Source organism: Novosphingobium sp. PhB57, assembly GCF_004342985.1.
Lineage (GTDB): Bacteria > Pseudomonadota > Alphaproteobacteria > Sphingomonadales > Sphingomonadaceae > Novosphingobium.
In genome coordinates, this window is sequence record NZ_SMBO01000001.1 from 1,331,563 (window position 1) to 1,349,216 (window position 17,654).

Annotated in this window: 15 protein-coding genes; 7 read left to right on the forward strand and 8 right to left on the reverse strand. The window is 66.3% G+C overall.

The genetic code is table 11. The features are described 5' to 3' along the window. Positions 1-37: 37 nt before the first annotated feature. Positions 38-940: an RNA polymerase sigma factor RpoH gene (gene rpoH, locus EDF58_RS06025; protein WP_132263473.1), complete on the forward strand. Its 903-nt coding sequence runs from the start codon at positions 38-40 to the stop codon at positions 938-940. A 146-nt stretch (positions 941-1,086) separates the two neighbouring features. Here the strand turns inward: rpoH and EDF58_RS06030 are convergent, their stop codons facing one another. The 4 genes from EDF58_RS06030 to EDF58_RS06045 form a co-directional block, all read right to left on the reverse strand. Next, entirely contained in the window at positions 1,087-2,172 is a 1,086-nt protein-coding gene (locus EDF58_RS06030) for an oxidoreductase (protein WP_132263475.1), read from the reverse strand. Between the two features lie 29 nt (positions 2,173-2,201). After that, entirely contained in the window at positions 2,202-3,827 is a 1,626-nt protein-coding gene (locus tag EDF58_RS06035; protein WP_132263477.1) for an NAD-dependent malic enzyme, read from the reverse strand. A gap of 94 nt (positions 3,828-3,921) precedes the next feature. Next, a complete protein-coding gene (locus EDF58_RS06040; RefSeq protein WP_132263479.1) occupies positions 3,922-5,391 on the reverse strand; it encodes an alginate export family protein in 1,470 nt (489 codons plus the stop codon). A gap of 103 nt (positions 5,392-5,494) precedes the next feature. Further along, complete coding sequence (locus EDF58_RS06045) at positions 5,495-6,817, reverse strand: dicarboxylate/amino acid:cation symporter (protein WP_132263481.1); 1,323 nt, start codon at positions 6,815-6,817, stop codon at positions 5,495-5,497. A 235-nt stretch (positions 6,818-7,052) separates the two neighbouring features. Here EDF58_RS06045 and EDF58_RS06050 point away from each other — a divergent pair, with 235 nt between their 5' ends. Together EDF58_RS06050 and EDF58_RS06055 are read left to right on the forward strand one after the other, a co-directional pair. Then, positions 7,053-8,765 carry an ATP-binding protein gene (locus EDF58_RS06050; protein WP_132263482.1) on the forward strand — a complete coding sequence of 571 codons (1,713 nt, stop codon included), beginning with the start codon at positions 7,053-7,055 and terminating at the stop codon, positions 8,763-8,765. Then, entirely contained in the window at positions 8,762-10,072 is a 1,311-nt protein-coding gene (locus EDF58_RS06055) for a sigma-54 dependent transcriptional regulator (RefSeq protein ID WP_132263484.1), read from the forward strand. Before EDF58_RS06050 ends, EDF58_RS06055 begins: the two co-directional genes overlap by 4 nt. Before the next feature lie 125 nt (positions 10,073-10,197). Here the strand turns inward: EDF58_RS06055 and EDF58_RS06060 are convergent, their stop codons facing one another. The 3 genes from EDF58_RS06060 to EDF58_RS06070 all read right to left on the reverse strand — a co-directional run bounded on the left by EDF58_RS06060 (position 10,198) and on the right by EDF58_RS06070 (position 12,327). Further along, positions 10,198-10,581 (reverse strand): OsmC family protein, encoded by a 384-nt coding sequence (locus tag EDF58_RS06060; protein WP_132263486.1) that lies wholly within the window; start codon positions 10,579-10,581, stop codon positions 10,198-10,200. Positions 10,582-10,594: 13 nt separating this feature from the next. Beyond that, positions 10,595-11,491, reverse strand: coding sequence for a pirin family protein (locus tag EDF58_RS06065; RefSeq protein ID WP_132263487.1), 897 nt, complete (start codon positions 11,489-11,491; stop codon positions 10,595-10,597). 137 nt (positions 11,492-11,628) lie between these two features. Next, positions 11,629-12,327, reverse strand: coding sequence for a pirin family protein (locus EDF58_RS06070; RefSeq protein WP_132263489.1), 699 nt, complete (start codon positions 12,325-12,327; stop codon positions 11,629-11,631). 119 nt (positions 12,328-12,446) lie between these two features. Between EDF58_RS06070 and EDF58_RS06075 the strand changes: the two genes are divergently transcribed. The 4 genes from EDF58_RS06075 (at position 12,447) to EDF58_RS06090 (ending at position 16,237) form a co-directional block, all read left to right on the forward strand. Continuing rightward, complete coding sequence (locus tag EDF58_RS06075) at positions 12,447-13,376, forward strand: LysR family transcriptional regulator (RefSeq protein WP_132263490.1); 930 nt, start codon at positions 12,447-12,449, stop codon at positions 13,374-13,376. Positions 13,377-13,709: 333 nt separating this feature from the next. Then, positions 13,710-14,183, forward strand: a complete 474-nt coding sequence (locus EDF58_RS06080) for an AraC family transcriptional regulator (protein ID WP_243654093.1) — start codon at positions 13,710-13,712, stop codon at positions 14,181-14,183. A gap of 289 nt (positions 14,184-14,472) precedes the next feature. Beyond that, positions 14,473-14,880 carry a DoxX family protein gene (locus tag EDF58_RS06085; RefSeq protein WP_243654094.1) on the forward strand — a complete coding sequence of 136 codons (408 nt, stop codon included), beginning with the start codon at positions 14,473-14,475 and terminating at the stop codon, positions 14,878-14,880. A gap of 304 nt (positions 14,881-15,184) precedes the next feature. Further along, positions 15,185-16,237 carry a tyrosine-protein phosphatase gene (locus tag EDF58_RS06090; RefSeq protein ID WP_132263496.1) on the forward strand — a complete coding sequence of 351 codons (1,053 nt, stop codon included), beginning with the start codon at positions 15,185-15,187 and terminating at the stop codon, positions 16,235-16,237. A gap of 137 nt (positions 16,238-16,374) precedes the next feature. Here the strand turns inward: EDF58_RS06090 and EDF58_RS06095 are convergent, their stop codons facing one another. Next, the gene (locus tag EDF58_RS06095) at positions 16,375-17,649 is read right to left on the reverse strand and encodes a metallophosphoesterase family protein (protein ID WP_132263498.1); all 1,275 of its coding nucleotides are present in this window, start codon (positions 17,647-17,649) and stop codon (positions 16,375-16,377) included. Positions 17,650-17,654: the final 5 nt, after the last annotated feature.

The window sequence follows — 17,654 nt, forward strand, 5'->3', positions numbered from 1 at the left end:
GTCTTCGACCGCGGGCCGACCGGAAAGGACGGATATTGTGAGCAAGGAACGTAATCTCCCGGCGGTGCCGGCACTGGGCGGTGAGCAGAGCCTCAACCGTTACCTGTCCGAGATCCGCAAGTTCCCGCTTCTCGCGCCCGAGCAGGAATATATGCTCGCCAAGCGCTACAAGGAGCATGAGGATCCGGCGGCAGCCGGCCAGCTGGTCACCAGCCATCTTCGCCTCGTTGCGAAGATCGCCATGGGTTACCGCGGCTATGGCCTGCCGGTTTCGGAACTCATTTCCGAAGGCAACATCGGCCTCATGCAGGGCGTGAAGAAGTTCGAACCCGATCGGGGCTTCCGCCTCGCCACTTATGCTATGTGGTGGATCAAGGCTTCGATTCAAGAGTACATCCTGCGTTCGTGGTCGCTCGTGAAGATGGGCACCACGGCCGCGCAGAAGAAGCTGTTCTTCAACCTTCGCCGCATGAAGAAGAACCTCGACGCTTACGAGGATTCGGATCTTCATCCGGACGATGTCGCCAAGATCGCTACCACGCTCGGGGTTTCCCAGCAGGAAGTGGTCAACATGAACCGGCGCATGATGATGGGCGGCGATGCTTCGCTGAACGTCTCCCTGCGCGAGGAAGGCGAAGGACAGTGGCAGGACATCCTGGCGGACGAACGCCCGCTTCAGGACGAAACCGTTGCCGATGCCGAAGAAGCCACCGTGCGCCACGCCATGCTGGTGGAGGCCATGGACGGCCTCAACGAGCGGGAGCGTGACATCCTGATGGAACGCCGCCTGACCGAAGACCCCAAGACGCTCGAAGAGCTGAGCCAGGTCTATCACGTCAGCCGCGAGCGCGTCCGCCAGATCGAGGTGCGCGCTTTCGAGAAGCTGCAGAAGGCGATGAACCGCATCGCCAGCGACCGCAAGCTCCTGCCCGCGGGCTGAGCTTCGGCTGCAGGGAAATGAGAAACGGGCCGTCCGAAAGGGCGGCCCGTTTTCGTTTGGGCTACTTGCGCGAAACGGGTTCGGAATGACGGCGGCGAAGGACCCGAAAGGTGGGTTCTTCGGCGGCTGTCACGACCAGGACAGGCTCACCCGGCCCGGCTTGCCGTCCAGGCCGCGCGCTCGGCTTCGGTCAGTGGCAGCTCCATGCTGCGTCCTTCCGCAGCGGATCGCTCGGCCGCCTCGATCACGGCCATGACCGCGAGCGACTGGATCGGCGGCACCGGATTGGCCGCCCTGCCCCGCGCCGCTTCTGCCACCAGGCGATAGAACGCGCGCTGGTCGCCGGGCTCGGCCGGAAGACGGCTTGCCTGTCCTTCGCCATTGTAGAGCACGAGCGGATCAGGGTCCTCGCCCCACCCTTCGGCGCCAGGCGCCATGCCGGAGAGCAGCTGGCTTTCCTGCACGTCCATGCCCTGCTTGACGGCGCTGCCCCCGGTTCCGTGGACGATGAAGCGCGGCACGCCGCCCGCCACCAGCATCGAGGCATGAAGGACCGCCCGCTTCGCGCCGAACTCCAGCACCACATGGGCCCAGTCGGCGCTGCGCGCGCCTTCGCGCTGGAGTGCCAGAGAAGCCGTGACCCGGTCTGGCAAGCCCAGCAGCAGCAGCGCCTGGTCCACGAGATGAGGCCCCAGATCGAACCAGATGCCGGCGCCCGGTCCATCGTTCTCGCGCCAACGGTCACGCACTTGCGGGCGGAAGCGGTCGAAGTGGCTTTCGAGGTGCGAGACTTCGCCGAGAAGGCCCTTTTCGATGGCCTTGCAGATGCTGCGAAAATCGCTGTCCCAGCGGCGATTGTGGAACACGGTGAGCTGGCTGCCGGTCTCTTCGGCCAAGGCGATCAGCGCGCGGGCCTGGGCCATGTCGAGCGTGAAGGGTTTGTCGACGACGACGTTCTTGCCCGCGCGCAAGGCGGCCTGGGCCAGCGGGAAATGCGTATCGTTGGGTGTGGCCACGACCACCAGATCGAGTTCTGCATCGCCCAGCAGGGCCGCGGGGTCGGCATGCACCGTTGCACCGGGGAACGCGGCCAGGACCTTGTCGGCGCTCCGGCTGGCGACGCCGACCAGTTCCAGCCCTTCCACCGCGCCGATCAGCGGAGCGTGAAACGTGGCCCCGGCATAGCCGTACCCGAGGAGGCCGACCTTGAGAGCTTCGCTTGCCGGGGTCATGTCGTGTTCCTTCTCGGGCTAGAGGCCGTTCAGGCGTATTGGGCCTGCCACATGCTGGCGGCAATGCTTTCCCGCGTCAGCGCATCCGGCTCGGCCGTGGCGAGACCCTCGGCCTGTGCCTGGGCCGCCACCACGACGGCGATTTCCAGTGCCACGTCGCGAAGCTCGGTCACGGCGGGCAGCAGGCCGTCGTGATCGGTGCGGCTCAGTTCGCCCAGGCGGCGCGCGGCGACCATGAACATGCCGTCGCTGATCGCGGTCGCCCCGCTCGCCAGCGCGCCAAGGCCGACACCGGGGAAGACATAGACATTGTTGACTTGCGTGACGCCCGGCGTGCCGAAGGGACTGCCGGTGCCGACGATCGCCTTGCCGCCGGTCCACTCCAGGATGTCCGCGGGATGGGCTTCGGCGCGCGAGATGGGGTTCGATAGCGGGAAGATCACCGGGCGCTCGACGTTTTCGGCCATGGTGCGGACGGTGCGCTCATCGAAGGCCGCTTTCTGGCCCGATGTGCCGATCAGCACGGTCGGGTGGACATTGGCGACCACTTCCTGAAGCGAGATCATGTTCTGGCCGCTGACGTTCCAGCCTGCGATCTCTGCCGGATCGCGGGCGAGGCGAAGCTGCTGCGGCGGCAGGCGGGGCACGTCGGAAAGGATCAATCCGTCCCGGTCGACCGCCCAGATCCGGGCGCGCGCGGACCTGTCGTCGAGACCTTCGGCGACCATGGCCTGGACCAGCATCTCCGCCACGCCGCTGCCCGCCGCGCCCGCGCCGAAGAGCACGACGCGCTGCTCGGTCAGCGGCACGCCGGTCCTGCCGATCGCTGCCAGAAGCGTGCCGACGGCCGTGGCGGCGGTGCCCTGGATGTCGTCGTTGAAGCTGAGCAGCCGGTCTCGATAGCGGACCAGGAGATCGTAGGCGTTCTTGCCCGCGAAATCCTCCCACTGGAGCAGGACGCCAGGGAAGCGGTCATCCACGGCGCTGACGAAAGCCTCGACGAAGTCGTCGTAGTCCTGCCCCCGGACGCGCCCGGCACGCCAGCCCACGTAGAGCGGGTCTTCGCGGCGCGCATGGTTGTCGGTGCCGAGGTCGAGCAGGATCGGCAGGACTTCGGAAGGGTGGATGCCGGCGCAGGCGGTATAGAGCGCCAGCTTGCCGATGGGGATGCCCATGCCGCCCGCGCCCTGGTCTCCCAGGCCGAGAATGCGTTCGCCGTCGCTGACGACGATCACTTTGACCCGGTCATAGGCGGGGTCGGCCAGGATGTCGGAAATGCGGTCCTTGTTGGGGTAGCTCAGGAACAGGCCGCGCGGGCGGCGCCAGATCTCGCTGAAGCGCTCGCAGCCCTCGCCCACGGTGGGTGTATAGACCAGCGGCAGCATGCGCGGCAGGTCGCTCTGGACCAGCGCATGGAACAGCACTTCGTTCGAATCCTGAAGCTCGCGCAGGAAAGCGTAGCGCTGGAAGTCGCTTTCCTTTTCCTCCAGCGCCTTGCGGCGGCGCTCGATCTGGCTGTCCAGCGTGCCGACATGGGGCGGCAGCAGGCCATGGAGGCCGAACTCGTCACGCTCCTCGGCGGTGAAAGCGGTCCCCTTGTTGGTCAGGGGATCGGAAAGCAGCGCACGGGCGGCAGCGTGACGGGTGGGAGACATCGACGACCTTTCCTTCACAGCATTTTCAGGTCAGGCAGGCCGCCTGACGACTCGAAAAAATGCTTCAAACCAATGATCCAGGGCGGATTTCGCCCTAGAAACGCAGACTCAGCCAGCCCGCCAGGAAATCGGAGCTGCGGTATCCCGCATCGGTCAGCGCGGGGCCGGCTTCGAGATGCTCGTAGCGCCCGGTGAACGAGACGCGGGGCGAGATCTGCCAGACCGCTTGCAAGCGGGCGAGTTCGGCGATCTTGCGCGCCCGGCCGTTCTGGGTGCCGGCAAAGGGTTGGCCGTTGGCCCGATAGACCGCATCGGTGACACTGTCACGCCAGGCGAAGCGGTATTCGGCATTCACTTTCACGTTCTTCAGCGGCGTGAAGCTGAAAGTGGGCGCGATGGCGCGCAAGTTGCTGGGCGTCAGGTAGAGCTGGTAGCTGAAATAGACGTTGTTGCCGAAAGGCGAATAGGCATCGCGCAGCTTGCCGTCGCCATAGCCGCCCCCGCCGCTGGCATAGTCCGCGCTGAGCCCGATCCGCGGCGCGGACTTCGACGCCCCCAGCCGGTAGGACTGCGCCAGCAGCACCTGCCAGGCGTCGATCTTCTGGTCGATGAATTCGCCCCACTGGTGGTTCACCGTCCAGTCGAGGTTGATCGGCCCGGCATCGCCGTAGACGTGGACCCCGCCGTAATAGCGCGTGGCCGGGCCGATCCGCCCTCCCCAGGTACCCACGCCGTTACGGCGCCGCCAGAGGAAGGGATCCACGAAGAGCTTCGAATCGCCCAGGAACGTCTTCGGCACGGCATAACCCAGCGTCACGCCCGAAAAGCGGCGCTCGGGATCGCTCTTGTCGTCGCCGATGCCGTCCTCGCCATAAGCGGTGGGGCGCAAGTCGAAGACGTCCGCACGCACCGCCTTGCCGCGCGCCCAGGCGCGCACGCCGTTGAGCGTGTAGTGGATGGTGTTGTTGTCGCGCTGCGACGTCAGCAGGTTGGGTCCATCCACGAACTCCTGCCGCCCGTAGCGGATGCCCACGTCCAGCCCTGCCAGCCGGCCATTGGCCTCCGCGAAATATTGCTGGGCGACGAGGCCGTTGCTCATGTTGGTGGCGGGCGTGCCGATGTTCTCGCCCGCGAGGCCGGCATGGGCCAGTTCCCCGTAGAAGCGCAAATGCGGGCCGACATGGACGTCGGCGCCTACAACCATGCGGCTGATGTCCTGCCGCTGGGCCTCGGCCTCGCGCAAGTTGGGATTGGTGGTCTGGTTGACCCGCAGCCGCAGTTCGCCCGAAAGCGTGACGTAGATGTCTCCGGTCTCGTTCAGGGGCAGGAACTTGAGCCGGTCGAGAAAGTCGTCGCGCTTCTTGGTATCGGCCATCGACCGCCAGTCCTCGGCCCAGCGGGAGATGCTGTAGCCGTTAGTGAGGGCGCCGTCGCCATTGGAGGAAACCGGGTAGAGCGGGGCTTTCGCCTCGTCGGCCAGTGCGGCGGTGGGGGCTGCGAAAAGCGCCGGAGCCGGGGCGCAGCAAAGGGTGGCGGCAAGCAGCCGCGGAAGACCGGTCTTCATAAGGATGATTCCTGTGCGGGGCCGCAGCCCCGAGGGTCAGTGCCCGTTTGAAAAATGCCCGCGGGGCATTTTCAGAGCGGCACCGGCCCCAAACAATCTCGGGTCAGACGAGCGCGGGGCTCGCGGTGGCAGCGGGCTCGCGATTGGCGAGCACGGCCTTGAACCGCTCGGTGTCGAGCTGGCCTTCCCAGCGCGAGACCACCACCGTCGCCACGGCATTGCCGATGAAGTTGGTGAGGCTGCGGCACTCCGACATGAAGCGGTCGACGCCCAGGATCAGCGCCATCCCCGCGACCGGCACCGAAGGCACGATCGACAGCGTGGCGGCCAGGGTGATGAAGCCCGCGCCGGTGACGCCCGCCGCACCCTTGGACGAGAGCATGGCCACGCCCAGCAGCAGCACTTGCTGGCCCAGCGTCAGTTCCACGTTGCAGGCCTGCGCGATGAACAGCGCCGCCAGCGTCATGTAGATATTGGTGCCGTCGAGATTGAAGCTGTAGCCGGTGGGAACGACGAGACCGACGATGCTCTTGGGGCAGCCGGCGCGCTCCATCTTCTCCATCAGCGAAGGCAGCGCGCTTTCCGAGGAAGACGTGCCCAGCACCAGCAGCAGTTCGGCCTTGAGGTAGGAAATCAGCGAGAAGATCGAGAAGCCTGCCAGCCGCGCGACCACGCCCAGCACCACCACCACGAAGAGCGCGGAAGTCAGGTAGAAAGTCGCGACGAGGCCAACGAGGTTGGCAAGGCTGCCAACGCCGTACTTGCCGATGGTGAAGGCCATGGCGCCGAAAGCACCGATCGGCGCGGCCTTCATGACGATCGAAACCAGCTTGAAGAACACCAGCGACACGTCTTCCAGCAGCGAGAGCGGACGCGCACCGCGGTCGCCCAGCATGGCCAGCGCAATACCGAAGAGAATGGCGATCACCAGGACCTGAAGGATATTACCCTGGGTCATGGAGGAGAGGAATGTGTCCGGGATCATTTCCATCAGGAACCCGGTGATCGACGTTTCGTGTGCCTTCTCGGAGTAAAGTGCGACCTTCGAGGCATCGAGCGTGGCGGGATCGATGTTCAGGCCCTGGCCGGGGCGAACCACGTTCGCGACGGCCAGCCCGACGATCAGCGCCAGGGTAGAGAAGAAGAAGAAATAGCCGAACGCCTTGCCCGCCACCCGGCCGACCGAGCGCAAGTCGCGCATGGAGGCGATGCCGGTGACGATGGTCAGGAAAATGACCGGCGCGATCACCATCTTCACCAGCTTGATGAAGGCATCGCCAAGCGGCTTCAGCGCCTCACCCGTGGCCGGGGCGAAGTGGCCCAGCGTCACGCCCGCCGCGATGGCGACGAGCACTTGCACATAAAGATGTCCGTACCAGCGCTTTGGCGCGGTCGGTTCGTGCGTGTCGGACAACTGGGCGTGCATGGTAAGGCCTTCCTTCCTCTCTCGGGCACGCTCAAGACTTATGCTTATCGCGTGCCGGGCAGAAACTGTTCGATTCCACGCTGCGGCAAAAGCAGTTTTTGCATTCATTGGAAATGGCTGATTTCCGGGCCTTTACGGCGGAGAGATGCGGAGCCGAGGGGCAACAATCGGCACATTGCATTGCAGCGATGTGCAGAAATTTGCACATCGCTCCCTGCCGGTCTAGGCTGGCGCGGTGAATCGTCGCCACACGCTCTACTGGCTGTTGGCAGCCCTGGCCGCCGCGCTCCTTGCCGCGGGTCTGGCCGGCGAATTCGTGCGCCAGCGCGCCACCGCGGCGTTCTCCGCATCGGTCGCTGCCGACGCGCGGCTGCGCCAGTCCCTGCTCGACAGCGAGATCGCCCGGTTCCGCCTCCTTCCGCAGACCCTGGCGGACGACCGCGACGTGATCGCCGCCGCCAATCGCGAAAGCGGCGCGGACAAGCGGCTCAATGCCAAGCTGGAATCCTTCGCCGGCCAGATCGGCGCCTCGGCCATTTACCTGGTGGGAGAAGACGGGTTCGCGATCGCCGCCAGCAACTGGCGCCACCGCGACAGTTTCGTCGGCCGCGACTACCGCTTCCGGCGCTATTACCGCGACGCCCTGCGCCGCGGCGACGGCGCCCAGTTCGCGCTGGGCACCGTCAGCCATCGCCCCGGCCTCTACCTGGCGCGAAAGGCCGCCGGGGACTGTGTGATCGTCATCAAGCTCGACTTCGACCGGATCGAGGCCCAGTGGCGCACGGCAGGCGGCGAGACCTTCGTGACCAACCGCAACGGGGTGGTCCTCGTCGCCAGCCGCCCCGCCTGGCGCTTCGCCATGACGCGCCCGCTCGATCCTGCCCTTCAGCGGGCCATTGCCGGCGACATCGGAATTCCGCGCCTGACGCCCGCCCGCTTCTCCAGCGACGGTGACGGCCTGCTGCACATGCCCGAACGCAGCGGACGCCTGCTTCTTGCCACCAGCGCACCCAACCGCGACCAGTGGCAGGTCAACCTGGCGCTGCCGATCCGGGTAGCCGTCACCACGCCGATGCGCAGCGCCCAAGCCGTGGCCGCGACTTTGGCCCTGCTCGTCGTCGGCGCGCTCTGGTGGCTCGCCCAGAGCAACCGCCGCCGCCGTGAACGCACCGCCCAGCTGGAAGCCGCCGTCACCGAGCGGACGGCCGAACTGCGCCGCGAGATGGAGGAGCGCAGTGCGCTCGAACAGCGCGCGGCCCTGCTGCGCGAGGAACTCCGCCTCGCCAATCGGCTCGCCACGCTGGGGCAAGTCACGGCCAGCGTCGCTCACGAAACCGCGCAGCCCGTGGCCGCGATCCGCAACTATGCCAGCTCGGCCGGGCAATTGCTGGACCTCGGTGCGGCCGCGGAAGTGCGCGAGAATCTTTCCGCTATCGACCGCCTTGCCGAACGCATCGGCATCATCACCGCGCAGCTGCGCGGCTTCGCCCGCAAGGGCAGCACCGGCGAAAGCGCGGTGCCGCTGGCCGAAGTGCTCGACGGCGCGCGCCTCCTGCTCAAGGAGCGCCTTGCCGCGCTGACCTTCGAAACCCCGGCGATTCCCCCCGGCCTCAAGGTTCGCGGTGACAAGGTGCGGCTGGAACAGATCCTGGTGAACCTCCTCCAGAATGCCATCGAAGCCCTCGCCGGGCGCGCGGCGCCCCGCATCATCCTGTCACTGGCGATCGCGGGCGAAACGCTGCGCATCACTGTCGCCGACAATGGCCCCGGCATCGCGCCGGACATCGCGGATCGCCTGTTCACGCCCTTCGCCACCAGCCGCGCCGAAGGGCTCGGGCTGGGCCTGGTGATCGCGCAGGACATCGCGCAGGAGTTCGGCGGCGCCCTGCGCCTCGTGCCCAGCGACACCGGCGCCGCCTTCGAACTGCAATTGAGACTGGCCCGATGACCGACCTTTCCGCCGGCACCCGCCGCGTCGCCCTTGTCGAGGACGACGAAGACCTCGCCCGTTCGACGGCACAGCTGCTGAAGCTCGCCGGGTTCGAAGTCGAAAGCTTCCCGGCCGCCGCTCCGGCGCTGGCAGCGCTCACCGCTGACTGGCCTGGCGTGGTCGTTACCGACGTGCGTATGCCGCACGTTTCCGGCATCGACCTGTTCCGCCAGCTTCACGAGCGCGATGCCGATCTGCCCGTCGTGCTGGTCACCGGCCACGGCGACATCGAGATGGCGGTACAGATGCTCAAGGCGGGCGCCTGGGACTTTCTCACCAAGCCTTTCGCGCCCGAGGCGCTGATCGCCGCCGTCACCCGCGCCGCCACCGCGCGCGGGCTGACGCTGGAAAACCGCCGCCTGCGGGCCATGTCGCAAGATGCCGACGCGCCGCTGTTCCTGGGCGAAAGCCCCGCCATCCGCAGGCTTCGCGAGATGGTGCCGGTGCTGGCCAATGCGGATATAGACCTGTTCATCGAAGGCGAGACCGGCACCGGCAAGGACCTCCTCGCCCGCCTGATCCACCGCGCCGGCAAGCGCGCGCGCCACCGCTTTCTGCCGCTGGCCTGCGCCGGGATGCCCGAAGCGCTCGCGGAACCGCTCTTCACTGCAACCGGCATCGACGAACCCGGCCTGGCCGCGGCTCATCGCGGCACGCTCTACCTCGACGATATCGACCGCGGCCCGGCGCACTTGCAGGAGCGCCTGCTGCCCTTCGTGGAGCAGCGCGTCCTGCGCCGCCGGGGCGAGGCCATGCCCGTCGACGTGCGCGTGATCTCCACCAGCCAGGACGCGGCCGAAGGCCCGCCGCCCTCGCTGCTGCCGCCGCTGTTCTACCGCCTCGCCGCCATGCGCCTGCGCATCCCGCCGCTACGGGAAAGGCGCGAGGACATCCCCGCTCTCTTCGCCCGCTTCGCCGGCGATGCCGCCAGCCGCGTCGCCCGCGAGCTGCCGCCCGTCACCGCGGCGGTCCGCACGATGCTGGAACGCCATGACTGGCCAGGAAACGTGCGGGAACTCGCCAATTTCGCGGAGCAATTCGTGCTGGGCCTCGGCGATCCCTCGCCCACGCCCTCCCCTTCGGGCAACAAGGGCCTGACGGAGCGGGTCGACGCCTTCGAACGCGAGGAAATCGTCGCGGCCGTGATCGCCGCGAACGGGGAGATCGGCGCGGCCATCCGCGCGCTCGATCTGCCGCGCAAGACGTTCTACTACAAAGTGAACAAGCACGGGATCGACCTGGGGGCACTGCGGCAGAAGGGCTGAAGAGGCACAACACCTCCCTTCGTCATTGCGAGGAGGCAAAGCCGACGCGGCAATCCAGGAGCCGCACTAAGCCGCCCCTGGATTGCTTCGCTACGCTCGCAATGACGAGGAAGAGAGCGAGAACTTCAAACCAGCTCGGTCTCGATCGGCAGCCCCGACTTCAACGTCAAAGTCACCGGCGTCCGCTCGGCAATATCGGCAAGCCGAGCCTTCTGCTCCTCGTCGAGGCCCACGATCGAGAGCTTGCGCTCGATATGCATCTGGTCCTTCGCACCCGCGAGCCGCAAGTCGACATCGACAGATACCAGGGGCCAGCCCTTGCGACTGGCGTACATCTTCAACGTGATCGCCGTGCAGGCCCCCAGGCTGGCGAGCAGCAGGTCGTAAGGCGCCGGTCCCGCCCCCTGCCCGCCGAGCGCCTGGGGCTCGTCGGCGGTGATCGCGTGACCGCCGACCACGATCTCGGTGCGCCAGGGGGTTTCGCCGATATGCGCGGTTCCATGTGCCATGGTGTGAAGCTCCTCAGGCCGGAAGGGGGATGAATTCGCTCTCGTCGGGCACGCGGTCGAAGCGCTGGGCTTTCCAGTCGTCCTTGGCCTGCTCGATGCGGTCGAGCGAGGAAGAGACGAAGTTCCAGTAGATATGGCGCTTCTCCGGCAGTGGCTCCCCGCCCAGCAGCATCAGGCGCGTGCCGCCCTTGGCCTTGAGGATCACTTCGGCGCCGGGCTTGAAGACCACCAGTTCGGTCTCCTTGAAGCTGCCTGTCTGCCCCTCCACTTCGACTTCGCCGCCGACGACATAGATCGCGCGTTCGACGTGCTCGGCCTTCACCTGGTAGCGCGCACCGTCGAGCATGACGATATCGGCGTAGACCATGTCGGAATAGGTCTTGAGCGGCGAGGTCAGGCCGTCGGCCGTACCGGCGATCAGCGTCAGGCGCGTTCCGGCATCCTCGGTCACGGGGATCTCGTCCGCCTTGTGGTGGGCGAAGGCCGGCGCGATCTCTTCGGCTTCCTTCGGCAGGGCGATCCAGGTCTGGAGCCCGAACAGCTTGCCGCCGCTGGCGCGGACTTCGGGAGACGTGCGCTCAGAATGGACGATGCCGCTGCCCGCGGTCATCCAGTTGACCTCGCCGGGCCGGATTGCCTGGACCGAGCCGAGGGAATCGCGGTGAAGGATCTCGCCTTCGACGAGGTAGGTCAGCGTGGAAAGGCCGATGTGCGGATGCGGGCGTACGTCGAGGCCTTCGCCGCTGCGGAACACCGCCTCACCCATCTGGTCGAAGAAGATGAAAGGGCCGACCATGCGGCGCTGCGCAGTGGGCAGCGCGCGGCGGACCTGGAACCCGTCCCCAAGGTCGCGAACGGGGGGGAGAACGACAAGGTCTACACCTTCGATATCGGATGAGCGAACGGTCATGGGCAATCCTTCCTTGCGCTTCTTTTGTATGCCTGAGCGCCGGGGAAGAAGGTCGGCGCCGATCTGGTAAATTGCAATCCGGGAGATGAGGGAGCGGACGATTTCCGCCCGCTCCCCAACTCGTTTCGGCCTTGGTGTCAGGCCGCGTCGACCAGGACGATCTCGCTGTCCTCGATCGCGGTCACCCGCAGGACGTCGAGGTCGCTGATGGCCGCGCCGTCACGGGCGTTGACGCGCACGTCCTCGATCTGCACCGCGCCGATGGCCGGCACCAGGTAGGCCTTGCGGTCCTTGCCCAGCGGATATTCGGCGGTTTCGCCGGCCTTGAGCGTGGCACCGATGACGCGGGCATTGGTGCGGATCGGCAGCGCATCGTTGTCATTCTCGTAACCCGATGCCAGCGTGACGAACTGGCCCGACCGGTCGCCCTTGGGGAAGGGCTTGGCGCCCCAGCTCGGCTCTTCGCCGTCGCGGGTCGGGATGATCCAGATCTGGAAGATCTTCGTCGTCACGTCCTCAAGGTTGTATTCCGAGTGCGTGATGCCGGTGCCCGCGCTCATCACCTGGACGTCGCCGGCCTCGGTGCGGCCCTTGTTGCCCAGGTTGTCCTGGTGAGTGATCGCGCCCTCGCGGACATAAGTGATGATTTCCATGTCGCGGTGGGGGTGCGGCGGGAAGCCGGTCTGCGGCGCGATCGCATCGTCGTTCCAGACGCGCAGGTTGCCCCAGTGGACGCGGGCCGGATCGTGATAACCGGCGAACGAGAAGTGATGCTTGGCGTCGAGCCAGCCGTGGTTGGCACCACCGAGGCTGTCATAAGGGCGAAGTTCGATCATATCCTGTCTCCGGGGGCGGCGGGGTGAGGTGCCGCCCTCTCTTGAAACCCCATATAGACTTGCCTGCATTTCAAGTTCAGAGGGATAAAATCGACCTGACTGTTCTAGGAGATTGAAAAGTGAGCAACCCCGGTACGCCGACCCTGGACCAGCTGCGCATCTTCCTGGCCATCGTCGACACCGGCAGTTTCGCTGCCGCCGGGCGCAAGCTGAACCGCGCGGTCTCCGTCATCAGCTACGGCATCGCCAACCTCGAAGCCCAGCTCGGCGTCCTGCTGTTCGAACGCGAAGGCACGCGCAAGCCGCAGCTTACCGTAGCCGGCCGTGCCGTCCTGTCGGAAGCGCGCGGTGTGGCCGAGGGGATCGACGGATTGCGCGCCAAAGTGAAAGGCCTGCTCGACGGTCTGGAGGCCGAAGTCGACCTGGCGGTGGACGTCATGTTTCCGGCCGAGCGCCTCGGCGTGATCCTGCGGGCCTTTGCCGCGGAATTTCCGACCGTGCAGCTGCGCCTCCATGTGGAAGCGCTGGGCGCGATCACTGCGATGGTGCTCGACGGCACGGCGGTGGTCGGCCTGTCCGGCCCGCTTTTTGCCGGTGTCGACGGGTTGGAAAGCGTTTCGGTCGGCTCGGTGGCGATGGTGCCCGTGGCCGCGCCCGACCATCCGCTCGGCCGCATGGACCTGATCCCGCCCGGCGCCGGCCGCGAATATACGCAGCTGGTGCTCAGCGACCGCTCGCGCTTCACCGAGGGCAAGGACTTCTCGGTCATGAGCCCCAAGACCTGGCGCCTCGCCGACCTTGGCGCCAAGCACGCCCTGCTGCGCCAGGGCATCGGCTGGGGCAACATGCCGCTGCCGATGATCGAGGCCGATCTTGTGTCCGGCACCCTGATCCGCCTGTCGATGCCCGATCATCCCGGCGGCATCTACCGCTTCGGCGGCATCTGGCGCCGCGACACGCCGCCCGGCCCCGCGGCCGCCTGGCTGCTCGACCGCTTCGTGGCCCAATGCGAGATCGACGAGACGCTGACCGCCCTCCCGGATATCTGAATTAAAAGCGTAAATGGGGGAAAAGCCGGCTGGCAATAGTAAAAATCCCCCATTCCCGAAAGGAAGCAAGACTGCAATCTCCATAGACTATGAAGATGGGGCCTGATGATTCGAGCGGTGAACAGATTTTTCGTATCGAATTACTATGCGACAATCACCGTTATCGAGATTTGCCCCATCATCGCGATTGCCCCTGCCGTAGAGGTCGGATCGGTCGTCGAGCTTGGAGAGTTGGTCATGCTTCACGGAGTCCTGAGCACGACGACGACGAATACGGGACAGGATTCAAGACATTACCACGCTGAACCGCCGGCAATCCCGCAGGCCATCCCTTTGGCCAAGGCAATGGAGGCCGGCGGGGTGGGGCCCGACAGCCTCGCGCTGGCCAGAAGCCGATTGGCGGAGCACGACCTGCTGGTTCCGGTCGCGCCGCAGTCCGTCCCTGATGGCGACGCATCCGCCAAGGGCGGCCTTGCAGGCTGGCAGCTGCGCAGGGTCATCGGCCATATCGAGGAGAATCTCGGCCAGTCGCTGGCCTGCTGCGAACTGGCCGCCGTGGCGCGGCTCAGCACCGGGCACTTCTGCCGCGCCTTCAAGACCAGCGTTGGCGAACCGCCCCATGCCTACGTCATCCGCCAGCGCATTCGCCACGCCCAGCGCCTGATGCTGCGGACCGACGATGCCTTGTCCGAAATCGCCTGCATCTGCGGCCTGACCGACCAGGCCCACCTCACCCGCCTGTTCCGCCGCGTGGTGGGCAACACGCCCAGGGCCTGGCGCAACCGCTGGCGGCCGCTCACCGACTGACGGTCCCTTTCCCGACACCTGCGTTCGATCCCGGCGGCGACCATGCCGGGACCACGTTCGGCGCGCCTCCGGCGTACCCGAACTCCTCGGGACTGGCGGACCCCATTCCCCCGCCCACCGCCAGTCCCGCATTTTCGCACGCATCGAGACATTTCAGTTTCATCGAACAGAGCGGTCCATTTTATCTGGATTTCTGGAATTCGTTTTTCGAGGCATTTCCCGGTTCAACGAGGCACCCCGCAGCCGTCACGGCCGGACCCTCTCCAGACCAGCCCTAAGGGGAATGACCATGAACACTGCCACCGCTACGCTCGCTCCCGCTGCCGAAGACAAGGGAATCCTGAAGTTTCTGCCGCTTGTGGGCCGCATCCTGATCGCCGCCATCTTCATCCTCAGCGGCCTTTCCAAGCTTTCCGATCCCGCTGGAACCATGGCCTACATCGGTTCGGTGGGCCTGCCCTTCCCCGCCGTGGCCCTGGCCGGTGCCGTTGCGGTGGAAGTCATCGGCGGCGCTCTGCTGATCTCGGGGTACCGCCTGCGCAGCGTCGCTGCCGCGCTTGCCCTGTTCAGCCTCGTCACCGCCTTGTTCTTCCACGCGCAGTTCGCAGACCAGAACCAGTTCATCCACTTCTTCAAGAACGTCGCCATGGCCGGCGGCCTCCTGCAGATCGTCGCTTTCGGCAAGGGCCGCGACTGATCCAAAACCAGCCAGAACCCGCAAAACGAGGGGCTGCCGAAAGGCGGCCCCTTTTTCGTTCCAGCTCCACCAGATTACAGACATTCGTTTTACAGACTCGCGCCTTGGCCTAGACACCCCGGAGAGATGGCGCCCCGGATTCGCGGCAGAACCGCTGAAATGGCCCGAATACCTGACAATAAGGAAAGCGGCCGCAGGATCGTCTCCGCGATAACACGCCGGCGCATTGACCTCAGACCTGTCACACAAGATACATACATCCGTTTTAGCAGCCGGCATCAGACAGACATCAAGGACTCCGCCCATGCGCAAGATTGCCCCGACCGTCCTCTCCGCCCTCGTCGCGGCGATGGCCCATTCTCCCGCCTCCGCGCGCGAGCTGGCCACGCTGACGCGTCTGGACGACCAGACCGTCGTGCTGGCCCGGACGGACACGGCACCGGCCACGATCTGGATCAGCACCGACACCGCGCTCGACAAGAACGACCAGCGCTTCGCCGCCGCCAGCAAGGACGCCGCGCTGAAGCTGCCGATCCCGGCCAGCGAACGCCGCTACGTCATCATCCAGGGCAAGGGCGGCAAGACCACCGTCGTCGCCGAGCGCGTGGTGCCGCTTCAGCAGGGCAGCAACTTCCGCGACATCGGCGGCTACGTCACCAAGGACGGCCATACGGTGAAGTGGGACAAGGCTTTCCGCTCCGGCGCGATGCCGCTGCTGACCGAGGCGGACTACGCGCTGCTGGGCCAGGTCAATCTGGGCGCCGTGGTCGACTTGCGCTCGATCGAGGAACGCGAAGTCGCGCCCGACTTGCTGGACGACCGCACCGGCGCGCTGTTCCTCGCCAACGACTATTCGCTCAAACCGCTGTTCGCGAAGATGGCCAAGAGCGGCGGCGAGAACATGTATCAGGGCATGGAAATCATGCTCGTCCCGCAGTTCCGCGCGCTGTTCAATCGCCTGCTCGCGAACGAGGGCGCCGTGGTCTATCATTGCTCCGCCGGGCAGGACCGGACCGGCATCGCCACCGCCCTGATCTACGACGTGCTCGGCGTGGACCGCGAGACGATCCTCAAGGACTATCACCGCTCCACCGAACTGCGCCGCCCCCAATGGGAAATGCCCAAGGTCGACCCGGCCGACTTCCCGAACAATCCCATTCTCAAGTACTACGCCGCGCGTGCGGACGGCCAGCCGCCCAAGGCCGAGCCGCTCTACACGCCCAGCGGCGCGTCGCACCTGGCCCAGTTCTTCACGTATCTCGACCAGCAGTACGGCGGATCGGAAGGTTATCTGAAACAGAAGGTGGGCCTGACCGACGCCGACATCGCCAAGCTGCGCAAGACCATGCTCGACTGACGGGTCACGGCCATGCGCCCGCCCGGCCGATCGGGCCGGGCGGGCTGGACGAAACCACGCTTCGGGTCGCAATCGAAGCGCAGCCTCGTCAGCGGCCGGAGCAATGCCCCCCAGCTTGCTCCGGCCTTTTCGCGTACTCAGGGTTTCCGCAAGGTCACCGCGTCGAGCGGCTCTCCGGTGGCGGTATAGGCGCGGTAGGCCAGGGCTTCCTGGCTGACGTCGATCACCTGATAGGCCTGCGTGCGCGATGCCGACTTGCGCGCCCAGGGCAGGCTGCCGACTTCGTACATCTTCGGTCCGGCGACCGAGACGGCATATGTCGTGCCCGCATCGTCCGCCGCAGGGCCGTTCTTGCCGATCGCGCCGCGGGCATAGCCGTGGTCGTGCCCCTGAAGGACCAAGTCCACGCGGTACTTGTCGATCAGCGGCTTCAGCGCGGCGCGCAGCTTCGGATTGTCGCGCTCGGGCTCGCTGGAGAACAGCGGGAAGTGCAGGAACAGGACCGTCCAGCGGTTCGGGTTGTTCGCCAGCAAGCCGTCGAGCCACTTCACGATCGCCTTGCGCGCCGTTTCGTCCCGGTCGACCTGCATGGAGTCGATCGAGATCAGGCGCAGGCCCTGGTAATCGGTGTACCAGCTCGTCTCGCGGCTCGCCGGAACGTCGGCCGGGCCGTTCTCCGGCAGCGTGAACTGCCGGCGCCACTGGCTGTTGATCGAGGAACCGGCCCGCGCCGCCTCATCCTTGACGTATTCGTGATTGCCCGGCGTCGGCATCTGCGGCGTCTGGGCATAGAGGAACCCGCCCGCGGCAAACCATTCGCCCCATTCGGCATCGCTGTCATGCCGGTTGATGAGGTCCCCGGCATGGATCGTGAAGGCCGAGTCGCCCGCCTGGCGGAAGGCCATGCGCAAGGTGCGCGAGGCTTCCGACAGGATCTGGTTCTGCATGTCCCCCATGTAGATGAAGCGGAACGGCTTCGCCTCGCGTGCGGCGGTGCGGAACTGGAACCATTCGGACCAATGCGCGCCGTCGCCCACGCGGTAGGCATAGACCGTGTCCGGCTCGAGCCCCGCCAGCACTGCCGAGTGATAGGCAGCGCGGAAGGCGGGATCCTCGCGGACAGCCAGCGTGGCGTCGTCAGTCTTCGCCTCGGCCGTCAGCGGCGTTTTCACGAAGTCGGGACTGCTTGTCGCCTTCGCATACTGGACCTGGCCCGGCAGACCCGGCGCCGAACGCCAGGTGACGGCCATCTCGGTGGTCGGATCGGCGGTGAGGTTCAGGATCACGCGTTCGGGCCGGACGGTGGCAGGTGCCAGCGGCTCCTGCTGCTGCACCGGCGCATCGGCGGCGAAGGCCGGGAGCGGCAGGCACAAGGCCAGCGCTCCCAGCAGGACATGGGCTTTCTTCTTCATCGCAA